Source organism: Brevibacterium sp. H602, from assembly GCF_051172395.1.
Classification (GTDB): Bacteria; Actinomycetota; Actinomycetes; order Actinomycetales; family Brevibacteriaceae; genus Brevibacterium.
Genome location: NZ_JBPIZD010000002.1, coordinates 1 through 12,499 on the forward strand (window position 1 = coordinate 1; position 12,499 = coordinate 12,499).

At 64.4% G+C, this 12,499-nt stretch carries 13 protein-coding genes and 1 pseudogene; 11 read left to right on the top strand and 3 right to left on the bottom strand.

What is annotated here, in order from left to right:
* The first annotated feature begins 215 nt into the window (after positions 1-215).
* Entirely contained in the window at positions 216-422 is a 207-nt protein-coding gene (locus ACSBQT_RS02155; RefSeq protein WP_139906570.1) for a hypothetical protein, read from the top strand.
* A 51-nt stretch (positions 423-473) separates the two neighbouring features.
* Here the strand turns inward: ACSBQT_RS02155 and ACSBQT_RS02160 are convergent, their stop codons facing one another.
* From ACSBQT_RS02160 to ACSBQT_RS02170, 3 genes are all read right to left on the bottom strand, one after another.
* Positions 474-971: an SRPBCC family protein gene (locus tag ACSBQT_RS02160; RefSeq protein ID WP_410709493.1), complete on the bottom strand. Its 498-nt coding sequence runs from the start codon at positions 969-971 to the stop codon at positions 474-476.
* 1 nt (position 972) lies between these two features.
* Entirely contained in the window at positions 973-1,383 is a 411-nt protein-coding gene (locus tag ACSBQT_RS02165) for an ArsR/SmtB family transcription factor (RefSeq protein ID WP_410709494.1), read from the bottom strand.
* 105 nt (positions 1,384-1,488) lie between these two features.
* Positions 1,489-2,739: an MFS transporter gene (locus ACSBQT_RS02170; RefSeq protein ID WP_435000776.1), complete on the bottom strand. Its 1,251-nt coding sequence runs from the start codon at positions 2,737-2,739 to the stop codon at positions 1,489-1,491.
* A gap of 90 nt (positions 2,740-2,829) precedes the next feature.
* On the opposite strand from ACSBQT_RS02170, the gene ACSBQT_RS02175 reads away from it, so the two are divergent.
* From ACSBQT_RS02175 to ACSBQT_RS02220, 10 genes and pseudogenes are all read left to right on the top strand, one after another.
* Positions 2,830-3,393, top strand: coding sequence for a CGNR zinc finger domain-containing protein (locus ACSBQT_RS02175; RefSeq protein ID WP_410709496.1), 564 nt, complete (start codon positions 2,830-2,832; stop codon positions 3,391-3,393).
* A 313-nt stretch (positions 3,394-3,706) separates the two neighbouring features.
* Positions 3,707-5,167 carry an APC family permease gene (locus tag ACSBQT_RS02180; protein ID WP_435000777.1) on the top strand — a complete coding sequence of 487 codons (1,461 nt, stop codon included), beginning with the start codon at positions 3,707-3,709 and terminating at the stop codon, positions 5,165-5,167.
* Entirely contained in the window at positions 5,164-6,081 is a 918-nt protein-coding gene (locus tag ACSBQT_RS02185; protein WP_410709498.1) for a universal stress protein, read from the top strand. Before ACSBQT_RS02180 ends, ACSBQT_RS02185 begins: the two co-directional genes overlap by 4 nt.
* A 308-nt stretch (positions 6,082-6,389) precedes the next feature.
* Positions 6,390-7,241: pseudogene (locus ACSBQT_RS02190) on the top strand (fumarylacetoacetate hydrolase family protein).
* Between the two features lie 82 nt (positions 7,242-7,323).
* Complete coding sequence (locus ACSBQT_RS02195) at positions 7,324-7,827, top strand: hypothetical protein (protein ID WP_435000778.1); 504 nt, start codon at positions 7,324-7,326, stop codon at positions 7,825-7,827.
* A gap of 259 nt (positions 7,828-8,086) precedes the next feature.
* On the top strand, positions 8,087-8,434 hold the full coding sequence (locus ACSBQT_RS02200) for a hypothetical protein (protein WP_410709501.1): 348 nt from the start codon (positions 8,087-8,089) through the stop codon (positions 8,432-8,434).
* A 1-nt stretch (position 8,435) separates the two neighbouring features.
* Positions 8,436-9,884, top strand: a complete 1,449-nt coding sequence (locus ACSBQT_RS02205) for a sodium:solute symporter family protein (protein WP_435000780.1) — start codon at positions 8,436-8,438, stop codon at positions 9,882-9,884.
* Between the two features lie 136 nt (positions 9,885-10,020).
* On the top strand, positions 10,021-11,328 hold the full coding sequence (locus ACSBQT_RS02210) for a CaiB/BaiF CoA transferase family protein (protein WP_410709503.1): 1,308 nt from the start codon (positions 10,021-10,023) through the stop codon (positions 11,326-11,328).
* Between the two features lies 1 nt (position 11,329).
* Complete coding sequence (locus ACSBQT_RS02215) at positions 11,330-11,797, top strand: acetyltransferase (RefSeq protein WP_410709504.1); 468 nt, start codon at positions 11,330-11,332, stop codon at positions 11,795-11,797.
* Positions 11,798-11,835: 38 nt separating this feature from the next.
* Complete coding sequence (locus ACSBQT_RS02220; RefSeq protein WP_410709505.1) at positions 11,836-12,396, top strand: dihydrofolate reductase family protein; 561 nt, start codon at positions 11,836-11,838, stop codon at positions 12,394-12,396.
* Positions 12,397-12,499: the final 103 nt, after the last annotated feature.

Below are 12,499 nucleotides of genomic sequence, written 5' to 3' on the forward strand. Positions count from 1 at the left end.
CGCCCCTAACTGCTACCTGACGTCGGCTGATCAACCTGGCGCCAGGTTGCTCAGCCGCCGTCAGGTGCCTTGGAGAGCGAATTTCATCCTTTTGTGGGAGATACATCGACTCGGAGGCCCGCTACTGTTGAGTGGTCCCGTCACCGTTACGACGCCCGTTGAAGGTTCGTCGGACGTGATGACGGTCCAGTCAGCCCAGCCCATCAACTGGAACGGTGATCAGAAACTTGCAGGAACCCGCCCGTCGCTCCCTGCTGCTGACAGCATTGAGCTATCCGCTCGTCGTTGCGGGAATCATCCTGCTGATCCTCGCGGTCGAGGTCCCGGGCGCAGCCCTGCTGGGCTCCGGTGTCTTCCTCATCGGCATCAACGAGCTGTGCCTGTACATTGCCAGGTCGTCCGCCCCCTCCCGAACTACCTGACGGCGGCTCAGCAACCTGGCGCCAGGTTGCTCAGCCCCCGTCACGTAGTAATTAGGCCTCGACGAGGAGGCGGTCGAGTTTGTTGTAGCCCTCGACGATGCCGTGCTCTATGCCCGAGGCGACCATGCCGTCGCGGGATTCGAGTGAGTCGAAGATCGAGGTCGACATCAGTCGTGTCCGCCCGTCACCGAGGTCGGTGAGAGTGAGGATCTCGAGGTTGACCGCGTCCGCGAACCCCTCATAGGTGAAGGTCTGGACGATGCGCTCATTCTCTCGCACCTCGTGGAACGAGCCGAAGAACGCGTACTCGCCACGATCATCGCTCGAAACGTAGCTCCAATTCCCGCCGGTCGTCGCATTCCATTCGCGGATCGTGTTCGTGATCGAGTCCGGTCCGCACCACTTGACGAACAGTTCGGGGTCGATGTGGGCCCGGAACACCTTGTCCGGTGAGGCGGCGAAATCGCGGGTGATGGAGACAGTCTGCACCCCCTCGGGGACGTCGAGCTTGAGAGTCGAAAAATCGGCTGCGGTGTCTGTGGTGGTCATGTCATGCTCCTTTGCGTGATTTTCTATGGGGTGACTTATCTTCGGATCCCGTCGCCGAGGCGGCGCTCGAGTCCGAATTGTTCGCTTCCTCGTCCGCGTCCATCTGTTCGAGGACGGCGTCGAGGCGTTGGTAGCGTTCCTCTGCCTGTTGTCTGTACCTTTCGATCCACTTCGTCATCAGATCGAACACATTGTCTTCGAGGTGGACCGGTCTGCGCTGGGCGTCACGGGTGCGGGAGACCAGTCCGGAGTCCTCTAGCACCTTGAGATGTTTCGATACGGCTTGGACGCTGACGTCGTAGGGTTCGGCGAGTTCGTTCACCGTCGCATCCGCGAGACTGAGCCGAGCCACCATGTCCCGACGGGTCGGATCGGCAAGTGCCGCGAAGACCTTGGACAGCTGATCGGCCATGGGGCCTCCTGGGCGTCTGCATCGAAATCTGACTTCAACCAATTGGTTAAATAACAATGTAGACCCGATGGATGCTGGTAGTCAACCGTTTGGTTGAATAGACATCTAGGCGCTCGTTTCGGCCTCGAGGCCCGCGATGCGAGTGTGCAGACTCCGGAAGCGCAGAGTGAACCAGACACAGACGGCACCCGCCACCGCCGAGGCGATGAGGAACACCGTCTCGATGTCCAAGGACTCGACCGCCAGGGCGGCCAATGCCGATCCGAGGGGAAGTGCGCCCCAGCTGATGACCCGCGAGGCCGAGTAGACGCGACCGAGGAGCGGCAGGGGAGTGGCCTGCTGCCGGATCACCGCGACGATGACCCTCCAGACGGTGGACCCGGCTCCGGCGAGGACGACACCGGCGACGATGACCGGCAGCGGGGCTCCGAGTGCGGCCGGAAGGACGAGCCCGATCGTGCCGACCGTGTCGATGAAGAGGAGAAGAGTTGTCGACACTCGCCTCTGCAGCCGTTCGATAACGCCCGCGGCGACGATTCCGCCGACAGCCATCGCGGCCAGAACCCATCCGTAGGCGACAGTGCTGAGGCCCAGCGGACCGGGCGCAACTGCGTAGAGAACGAACATCGCCGTCCAGGCGCCCCAGATGAGACTCATCGCCGCCGTCAGCACCGTCAGCTCGCGCTGCAGGCGATCTCTCCACAGGTATCGCAAGCCGTCGCGGATGCGAGGTGTGGGTTTTTCGGGGTCGGCGCCCTCTGCGGCGGCAGTCGTCGACCGACTGCGCATCGCCACCAGCAGGCTGAGCCCGGCCAGCGCCGCGAGTGCATAGAGCCCGCTGCCGACCGCTGCCGCGGCGAGTCCGGCCGCGCCGAGAAGGAACCCGGCCAAGGGTGGACCCGCGAGCTCATTGGCGATATTGATCGTCGCTTCCATCTTGGCGTTCGCCCCGGTGAGCTGGTGTTTGGGGACGATCCGCGGGATTCCCGCGATGAGGGAGGTGTCGACCAGGGTCTCGGCGATGCCATAGACGAGGGCTGCGATCATGACCGCCGGTGCGACGAACGCGTCGCAGGCGATCGCTGCTGTGAGGCCGAGAAGCATGAGCGCACGCGCACCGTTGGCCACGGTCAGCAGCAGCTGCGGAGAGAGGCGATCGACGAGCCAGCCTGCGTGCAGCCCGCACAACGGCCAGGCGATCGTCGCCGCCGTCGTGACCAGGGCGACCTCGCCGGGGGAGGCCCCGGCGGTGAGCGCGATGAGCGGAAACGACGTCAGCGCGATTCCATCTCCGAGGTTGGACGAGCAGGCGCTTGCCCAGAGGCGGCCGAACGGGGTGATCATGGCATCAGCCATCCTATGTTTACCGGCAAAAGCAATGTAGATAGTCAAGTCTCGTCCAGAAATTATCACCAGTCAAGAGTTAGTAGATGGTAAAGTCGATTCATGGAGTTTGAACATGTGGGCAATGCGCTGTGCCTGGAGCTGACCAACTCAATCCCCGATCGCGCCAGCGGTGACCGTGACTGGCTGGCCGACCCCGCGACCGCCGCGGACTGGATGAGTTCGCTCGACCTCGACCGCGATGCCGACTTTGCCGAGCGGGACCTCGCAGAGCTGCGGAAATTCCGCGAGCACGTCTTCGACGTCTTCGATGCGCTCGCATCGGGTGGCCGCGTGCCCCAACGCAGCCTCGACACCATCACCGAGGCGCATGCCCGGAGTCTCCAGAAGTTCGCTTTCCGTGCTCCTGCAGGACCGTCCGACGGGACCGCCCCGCTCGTCAGAGACTGGCCAGATGCCTGGAGCGCGAAGGCGCTGATCGCACTGTTCGCCCAATCCGCGATCGACGAACTCACCGGAACCCGCCTCGACCGCCTCAAGTCCTGCCCGAGCTGCCGCTGGCTCTTCATCGACACCTCACGCAACCGCAGCCGCCGCTGGTGTTCGATGCAGACGTGCGGGGGACGGGACAAAGCCCTGCGCCACTACCGCCGCACCCGACCCTGAGAGCACCCGACCCTGATGCTCCCGCCGACGGCGAACTGATCCTGACGGCGAACTGACCACGGCGGCGACGTCGGGTCGGCGGTGATCGTCGCCCCGCCTCGGCGAAGTGGTGGAAGTGCTGCCGATGACGACACCGGTGTCCGAAATCTGCGACAGAATTTTTCCGACACACCCGCAAGCTCACCGAAATCGACGTAAGGTCGCTCATAGCGGGAGCCGGCTCGGCGCCCGCCGGCAGTGACGCCGTCCTTTGACGAGAACCACCTGTCCTGCGCGGACCCACAGCGCCCGACGATGATGTCTGGAGAAGAACTTGCCCACACTGCGACAGCAGCTGTTCCGGATCAAACCGGTGCCGCGGCAGAAGGAAGACGTCGAGACCGATCTCAAACGCACGATCGGGCTGTTCTCGCTGACGATGGTCGGCGTCGGCTCGACCATCGGCACCGGCATCTTCTTCATCCTCTCCGAGTCCGTTCCGGTGGCGGGTCCCGCCGTGATCTGGTCATTCGTCATCGCCGGTGCCGTCGCCGGCCTCGCGGTCATCTGCTATGCCGAGCTCGCCGGCTCCGTGCCCGTCTCCGGTTCCTCCTACTCCTATGCCTACGCGACCCTCGGTGAGTTGCCGGCGATGGGCGTGGCCGCCTGTCTCCTCCTCGAATACGGAGTCGCGGGAGCCGCCGTCGCCGTCGGCTGGTCGCAATACGTCAACCAGCTGCTGTTCAATCTCTTCGGATTCGAGATCCCGCATGCCCTGGCCTATGCGCCGGAAGAAGGCGGAATCGTCAACCTCCCGGCGATCCTGCTGCTGGCGATGTGCTGCTTCCTGCTGGTGCGCGGCACCGGCGAATCCATCGTCGTCAACGCGATCATGGTCTGCCTCAAGGTCGGCGTCCTCATCTTCTTCGTCTGCGTCGGCGTCACCGGTTGGAACACCGACAACTTCTCTGACTTCGCCCCCTTCGGCATCTCCGGAGTCGTCGCCGGTTCCGGTCTGATCTTCTTCAGCTACGTCGGCATGGACGCCGTCGCCACGGCCGGTGATGAGACGAAGAACCCGAAGAAGACGATGCCCCGCGCCCTCATCGCCGCCCTCATCATCGTCACCTCCGTCTACGTCCTCGTCGCCGTCGCCGCCCTGTCCGCCCAGCCGTGGGAGGAGTTCGACGGACAGACCGCCGGACTGTCGGCCATTCTCGAGAACATCGTCGGCTCACAGTGGCCCGGCACGGTCGTGGCCGCCGGCGCGGTGATCTCGATCTTCTCCGTCACCCTGGTCTCCATCTACGGCCAATCGCGCATCCTCTTCACGATGGCCGGCGACGGAATGATGCCCAAGCTCTTCCGCGAGGTCAATCCCCGCACACTCACCCCGGTCAAAGGCACGATCGTCGTCTCCGCCGTCATCGCGGTCCTCGCCGGCTTCATCCCGTTGAATTTCCTCGCCGAGATGACCTCGATCGGCACCCTCGTCGCCTTCGTCGTCGTCTCCCTGGCCGTGATCATCCTGCGCGTGCGCGAACCCAATCTCGAGCGCGGTTTCAAGGTCCCGTTCTATCCCGTCCTGCCGGTGCTCTCGATCATCGGCTGCTTCTGGATCATCTCGAGCCTGCAGGTCATCACGATCGTCGTCTTCATCATCTGGACCGCCTTCATCCTGGGCCTGTACTTCATCTTCGGCCGCAAGTCCTCCGTCCTCGGCAAGCAGCTCGCCGAGGCGGGACCCACCGATCCCGAATCCGCCGGAACGGACTCCACAGGAGGAGCCAAATGAGCATCGTCGTCGGTCTTGCCCCAGGTCAGGACAACCGCGCAGCCGTCGAGCTGGGTGTCGTCCTCGCCCGCACCTATCGGCGCCGGCTCGTCGCAACCGCCGTGGACTCCGCTGCGTTCCCGATGGCGCCCGTGCACTTCGAGAGCCAGTACGAGAACAGGTTCCGCACCGTCGCCGAGGCGGCCCTCGACGAGGCGCGTGCGCTCATTCCCAGCGATATCGAGTCCGAATGCGTCCTCCATTCCGCGCGGTCGTCGCGGCGGGGTCTGCTCGAGATGTGTGAGAAGACCGATGCCTATCGCCTCGTCGTCGGACCATCGTCGGAAGGAAGGCCGGGCAAGATCGCGCTCGGTTCGGTGTCGAACGGTCTGCTGCACAGCGCCAGGCTGCCGGTGGCCCTGGCCCCGGCCGGATTCGAAGCGCCTGCGGGGGCGCGGCTGGAGCGGATCACTGCCGCGTACTCGGGGTCGTCCACCTCGGCGGATCTCATTCTTGGTGCTGCGATGGTTTCGGCGGAGTCGGACGTGCCGTTCCGCATCGCCTCGTTCGCTCCGCGTTCGCGTGTGGTCGCCTCGGCGAACGTGCCCTTCGACATGGAGTCGCGCGTCATCGACGAATGGACGAAGACCGTCCAGCGCGACACGGACACGATCCTGTGCTCGATCGAGCAGCTGCACATCAAGCCAGGTGAGACTGACGTCGTCGTGGGAACCGGCGCCGATTGGGCCGCGGCGCTCGGCGCTGTCGAGTGGAAGCATCCGGAAGTGATGATGCTCGGATCCTCCGGGCTGGGTGCTCTCAAGCGCGTGTCGCTGGGCAGCCATGCGATGCGGATCCTGCAGAACTCTCCGGTGCCGATCGTCGTCGTTCCCCGCCGCGCGAAAGCCGATTACATCCGCCAGCAGACAGTGTGAGTGCTGTGTGAGCCCCGCCGGCTGAACATGCGCCGAGGGGCTTTCGGGCATCACTCACTGTTAGGGCCACAACCCCCTGCAAGTGGCTCGTCCTACAGGCTGCGAGGTATCCCCTCACCCGTGGTGGCATAACCCCCTGCAGGAATGGGGTGGTGTGGCACTGCGAGTGAGGGATGGTCCTGATACGTCGTGTCTCTGCGGGGCTGCGATTGTCCAATACTTGAGCGGTTCCAAATTGGCCTCGGCAGTTTCGCTAGCGTGGCGGCAGGTCACAACGACGTGGCCTGGAGCTAGTAGAGAGGAACCGCATGGAACTGCTGCGACTGGGACCGATCGGACACGAGATTCCGGCAGTCCGCCACGATGGAGTCTGCTTCGACCTCCGTCCACTGTTCGATGACATCGATCCGAACTTCTTTGCCGCCGACGGCATCGAGCACGTGCGAGATGCGCTCGCCGCCGGCAAGCTCAGCACGCTCGACGGTGCCGATGAGATGCGCATCGGCGCGCCGCTGACCAGGCCTTCTGCCATCGTGTGCGTGGGCATGAACTATGCAGCGCATGCTCGTGAGGCCGGAGCCGAACCTCCCGAGCGCCCTGTCATCTTCTTTAAGATGCCCTCGACCATCGCCGGGCCCAATGACCCGATCGAACTGCCGCCGTATGCGGCGAAAGCCGATTGGGAGGTCGAACTCGGAGTGGTCATCGGGTCACGGACCTTCAGGGCCGCCTCGGCGGAGGAAGGACTCAACCACGTCGCCGGGTACGTGCTCGGCAACGATCTGTCCGAACGCTGACTGCAGATCGAGGAGTCCGGGGGACAGTGGTCGAAGGGGAAGAATCTGCCCGGGTTCACCCCGCTCGGGCCGTGGATCCGCCCCGCCGCCGAGGTGGACCCCGGCAACCTGCGACTGCGCAGCTGGGTCAATGGCGAAGCTCGCCAGGATTCGTCGACGAGTGACCTCATCTTCTCCGTCGGCGAGATCATCGTCCAGCTCAGCCAGGCGATGGCCTTCGAACCGGGCAACGTCATCCTCACCGGCACCCCACAGGGCGTCGCGCTGTCCGGACAGTACCCGTACCTGGCAGACGGGGACACGGTCGAACTCGAGCTCGAAGGGCTCGGCCGGCACCGTCAGGTCGTGACCGTCACCGAGTGAATGCACGAAGCGGCGCACCTATGAATGGTGCGCCGCTTGTGCTTGGGGACCCGCGTCTCAGAGGTGACGCCGGATCAGGTGGGTGCTGAGATCAGCGGTTCTCGTCGAATCCGCCCTGCTCGCCACCGAAGCCACCCTGGCCCTGATCCCGGCCGCCGAAGCCACCCTGCTCCTGACCGCCGGGCTGACCGCCCTGTTCGCGGTCGTGGTCTCCGCCGAATCCGCCGTCGTTCTGACCGCCCTGAGCCTGCTGGCCGCGATCATCGCCGCCGAAGCCGCCCTGTCCCTGGCCACTGGGCTGGCCGCCCTGCTCGCGGTCGTTGCCGTCGAATCCACCGGACTGTTCCTGGCCGCCGCCGAGGCCGCCCTGCTCCTGCTGTTCCTGGCCGCCCTGGGCCTGCTGTTCCTGGCCGCCGAAGCCACCCTGCTCCTGCTGACCCGACTGGCCCTGCTGGCCGCCCTGGTCGCCGAAGCCACCCTGCTGGCCCTCGGGACCGCCCTGCTGCTCATTGCCGAAGTCGTTCTGACCGCTGTCGTTGTTGCCTGCGAAATCGTTCGATTCCATGTCCAACTCCTCATTCGGTGACGAATCATCGCTGTCTGCGACTCGATTGCCAGTCTTCGGTACCCAGAGCCTGGCTGACAATAGAGTTCAAGGAATGTTGCACGAAGTTCACTCAAGCCGCAGCTGATGTTCAGCCAAGGCAGCTTTTCAATGCGACTTTGCTGTCAGCGGCATTTCGTCACCGTCCAGCACCAATTGTGGAGAGAAGATGGACGTGGTCGTGATCATGGTGGTCGGACCGCCGGCCGAGCAGACCGGCCGAACGAGTGCGGGAGGCACAATGAGTACACCCGATTCCGATACACGACGGGTGACGAAAGGTCGCGTCACGGTCTGGGCGGTTCTCTGTCTCATTCCGGTGATCGCCGCCTTCGTCCTCCAATGGCTGCCGATTCTCAACGGCCCACATCTGTTTTTCGGGCTGCCGACCATCTTGTGGTGGACCTGTGTGCCCGGCAGCCTCCTCGTCACCGGCATCCTCCTGATCATCGAGAAGACCCGCCCCGATCTCGAACGGCAGGGCCACCTCGACGACCTTGCCCTCGAAGAAGCCGAGAGTCTCGCATCGGCCAAAGTCGGAGACCGACCGGAAGTGCAGGCACACCCCGACAACGGTCGGGAGGGCTGAGATGAGCACTATCGAGATCGTCACCCTCGGCGGAATCGTCCTCGTCGCGATCCTCGGTTTCATCGGACGCAAGAAGCCCAATGCCGACCTCTCCGAGTGGACCGTCGGCGGCCGACGCTTCGGCGTGGCCACGACCTGGCTGCTTCAGGCCGGCGAAACCTTCACCACCTTCACCTTCCTCGGTACCGCCGGGCTCGTGGTCTCGGGAGGCGCCGCCGCCTTCTACTCGATGCCCTACGTACCCCTCGGCTACCTGGTCCTCTACTTCATCGGCCCGAAGATCTGGCGCATGGCCAAAGCACGCGGGCACCTGACACAGGCCGACTTCCTCGAACACAGCTACTCCTCGCGCACCCTCGGAGTCATCGCAGGCATCTGCGGAGTCATCTTTCTGCTGCCCTACCTGCAGCTGCAGATCACCGGACTCGGCCTCATCGTTCAACTCGTCACCGGTAACCGAACGACGGGCGTGTGGTCAATGGTCATCGCTTTCATCCTCGTCGTCGCCTTCGTCCTGTGGTCGGGTCTGCGAGGCGTGGCCACGACCGCGTACTTCAAAGACGCGCTCATGCTCGTCATGCTCTTCGTCGTGTGCATCTCGATCCCCATCCATTTCACCGGCGGATTCACGAACGTCTTCGACACCGTCGCTGCGACCATGCCCGACCTCCTGAGCGTCCAGGGCACAGAGGAATACGGCATCCCCTGGTACATCTCGAACATGGCGATCAGCGCCATCGGCGTGGCCTTCGTGACTCTTCCGCACATGTGGCCGCCGATCCTCGCAGCCCGCAGCTCCGCGGTGCTGCGTCAGAACTACCTGTGGCTGCCGATCTACAACACCTTCATCGTCCTGCCGCTCATCGTCGGCTACGTGGCCGTCGTCATCCTCGGTCGGAACACCGATGCCGACTCGGCTCTGCTCCACCTGTCCGGACAGATGTTCCCCGATTGGGTGATCGGAGTCCTCGCCGTCGCCGGAATCACCACTGCGATGGTGCCCTCGGCCGCGCTGCTCATCGGCATCTCGACCCTGGCTTCACGCAATGTCTTCCGGATCAGATCCGAACGGCATCAGTTCACTGCGACTCAGATCATCGTCGTCGTCGCCACTGCCCTGTCGCTGCTGCTGGCCATCGTCATGCCCGACCTGCTGGCGAACCTCCTGCTGCTGACGTTCTCCGGCCTCGACCAGCTCGCTCCGGCGATCGCCGCGGCTCTCTTCTTCAGCGGTCGTCTCAGTGTTCGCTCGATCATCGCCGGTCTCGCGGCGGGGCTGATCGTCGTCATCGCCTACACGTTCTGGCTGCCGTTGCCGTGGGCGATCAGCGAAGGCATCATCGGCCTCGGCGTCAACATCCTCGTCGTTGCGGTCTGTGAAGCCGTGCGTGCCGGGGTCGGTCGGTCGCAGGCTGAGATTCCGACCGAATCCATCGGTCAACGCGCGTAGGTCACGTTGCGGAACAGCTGAGCACCGCCTCGGCGAGGTGGACCGTCCGACCGCCCGGACGGCGGATATCCGCGCCGATCTCGCCGACACCTGGCACCATGGGAGAACCGAACCACGCACAACTAGGAGCATCGTCATGAGCACGCACCGACTTCCCCTTTCCGGTGTGCGAGTCCTCGAACTCGGCAACTACATCGCCGCACCCACCGCCGGGCGGATGCTCGCGGACTTCGGCGCCGAGGTGATCAAAGTCGAACGCCCCGGCTCCGGCGACGAACTGCGCAACTGGCGGCTCAAAGCCGGCGACACCTCGATGCTCTACCGCACGATCAACCGCAACAAGAAGTCCGTCGTGCTCGACCTGCGCAGCGACGAGGGACGCGAGGCCGTGCTCGAACTCGTCCGCCGCAGCGACATCCTGCTCGAGAACTTCCGCCCCGGCACCCTCGAGAAGTGGGGACTCGGCCCCGACGTGCTCGAGGACGCCAACCCCGACCTCGTCTTCGTGCGCATCTCCGCATTCGGCCAGACCGGACCGATGTCGTCGCGCCCCGGATTCGCCGCCGTCGCCGAAGGCTATTCGGGCTTCCGCGAACTCGTCGGCGATCCCGACCGCCCACCCGTGCGCGTGGGCATCTCGATCGGCGATTCGATCGCCGGCATGCAGGCGGCCTTCGGCGCCGTGATGATGCTCTTCGACCGACAGCGGCAGAAGATCGCCGGAGCCGCCGAGGCGGTCGTCGGATCCGCGCACGGCTTCGAAGGCAAGGGTCCGCTGTCGGAGCGGACCGTCGACGTCGCGCTCAATGAGGCGATGTTCTCCGTGATGGAATCCCTCGTTCCCGACTACTCCGCTTTCGGCGAGGTCCGCACCCGCACCGGCGGTCGGATGGAGGGCATCGCGCCGTCGAACGGCTACCTCTGCGCCGGCGGGAAATCCGTGGTCATCGCCGGCAACGGGGACGGCATCTTCCCGCGGCTGATGACGGCGATCGACCGTCCCGATCTCGCCGAGGATGCCGACCTGCAGACGAATGCCGGCCGTTGGCAACGGCGCGACGAACTCGATGAGGCGATCGGCGAGTGGTGCGCCGAGCGTTCAGTTGAGGACGTCGTCGGGGCCCTGGAAGAAGTGGGTGTTCCGGCCGGGCCCATCTACACGGCCGAAGACCTCGTCGCCGATGAGCAGCTCGCCGCACGCGGAATGATCCAGAACCTCGACGTGTCCACCGGCGAGGAGGTCCTGGAGGACGTCGCGTTCCCGGGAATCACTCCGGTCATCGGCGGTGAATCGATCGCGATCGACCACCTCGGGCCCGACTTGGGCGAACACACCGACGAGGTGCTGTCGTGGCTGGGCCTCGCCTCGGCCGCACGCGGTGAGGCGGATGTCGGTGCCGACTCGGAGGGGAACGTTGATGGTGCCGCCAAAGACACGGACTGATATGACAGCCCTCAGGCTTCGGCCCGCATCCGGGTGCTCTGACGTCCCTGCCCTTGTGGCGATCTGGCGCAGCGCTGTCGACGCCACGCATGATTTTCTGTCCGACGACGACCGGGACGAGATCGAGAAGCATCTGGCTGCGGACTACTTTCCGGCCGTGAGACTCACCGTCGCTGAATTGGACGGCCGAGCCGTAGGGTTTTGCGGGGTCGTCGACGGAGACCTCGCGATGCTCGTCATCGACGCTGGTGAACGGGGCCGGGGGATCGGCTCCGCGCTGATTGACTATGCGATCGAACACGAGGATGTGACCACGGTCGACGTCAATGAACAGAACACCTCAGCGCTGGAGTTCTACCGGCACCAGGGGTTCGAAATGATCGGACGCAGTGAGACCGATGAAGCCGGGCGGCCCTATCCGATCCTGCACATGAGGTTGGCTGGGGATGCCGACGCCAGCGGGAATTGACTCTTCCAGCAGTGCCCGCCCAGGTCTACTCTTATTCCATGGGCGAGCTGAGGTACTCGATCAACGTCACCGTCGACGGCTGCTGTGATCATCGCGTGGGAGTCATCAGCGATGATTTCCATCGCCATCATGCGAACAATCTCAAGCGTGCCGACGGGCTGATCTTCGGTCGCATCACCTACCAGATGATGGAAGACGCCTGGCGCCGGCCCGAAGGTGACACGACCCCTGAGGAGGACCTCGACCCGTTCGTCGCAGCCATCGACCCGGCCCGCAAATACGTCGTCTCGAGCACCTTGGACAGCGTCGACTGGAACTCCGAACTCATCCGCGGCGACCTCGCCACTGCCGTCCGCGAGCTCAAGGAACAATCCGTGACGGGACTCGCAGTCGGGGGAGTGACGTTGCCGCTCGCGCTCGCCGAACTCGGCCTCATCGACGAATTCGAATTCGTCATCCACCCCTGCATCGCCGGCCACGGACCGTACCTCTTCGCGGGTCTGAGTGACGTCGTCGACCTGGAGCTCGTCGACCGCAGCGAACTCGAAGCAGGCCACGCGATCCAGACATACCGGCCGAAGAACCTAGCGTCCCGATAGACGGGACTGAACACAGGCAATTCTCCCCGACCTCTCATATGCCGAACAAAGCCTGTGCCGTGGACTGAGCGCGTTGTATAACGAGAGTGGAGTCGCGCATTGA

Bases quoted from the DNA above. Each gene is read 5' to 3' on its own strand.
- ACSBQT_RS02160 (WP_410709493.1), bottom strand. From the start codon at position 971: ATGACCACCACAGACACCGCAGCCGATTTTTCGACTCTCAAGCTCGAC.
- ACSBQT_RS02165 (WP_410709494.1), bottom strand. From the start codon at position 1,383: ATGGCCGATCAGCTGTCCAAGGTCTTCGCGGCACTTGCCGATCCGACC.
- ACSBQT_RS02170 (WP_435000776.1), bottom strand. From the start codon at position 2,739: ATGGCTGATGCCATGATCACCCCGTTCGGCCGCCTCTGGGCAAGCGCC.
- ACSBQT_RS02175 (WP_410709496.1), top strand. From the start codon at position 2,830: ATGGAGTTTGAACATGTGGGCAATGCGCTGTGCCTGGAGCTGACCAAC.
- ACSBQT_RS02185 (WP_410709498.1), top strand. From the start codon at position 5,164: ATGAGCATCGTCGTCGGTCTTGCCCCAGGTCAGGACAACCGCGCAGCC.
- ACSBQT_RS02200 (WP_410709501.1), top strand. From the start codon at position 8,087: ATGAGTACACCCGATTCCGATACACGACGGGTGACGAAAGGTCGCGTC.
- ACSBQT_RS02205 (WP_435000780.1), top strand. From the start codon at position 8,436: ATGAGCACTATCGAGATCGTCACCCTCGGCGGAATCGTCCTCGTCGCG.
- ACSBQT_RS02210 (WP_410709503.1), top strand. From the start codon at position 10,021: ATGAGCACGCACCGACTTCCCCTTTCCGGTGTGCGAGTCCTCGAACTC.
- ACSBQT_RS02215 (WP_410709504.1), top strand. From the start codon at position 11,330: ATGACAGCCCTCAGGCTTCGGCCCGCATCCGGGTGCTCTGACGTCCCT.
- ACSBQT_RS02220 (WP_410709505.1), top strand. From the start codon at position 11,836: ATGGGCGAGCTGAGGTACTCGATCAACGTCACCGTCGACGGCTGCTGT.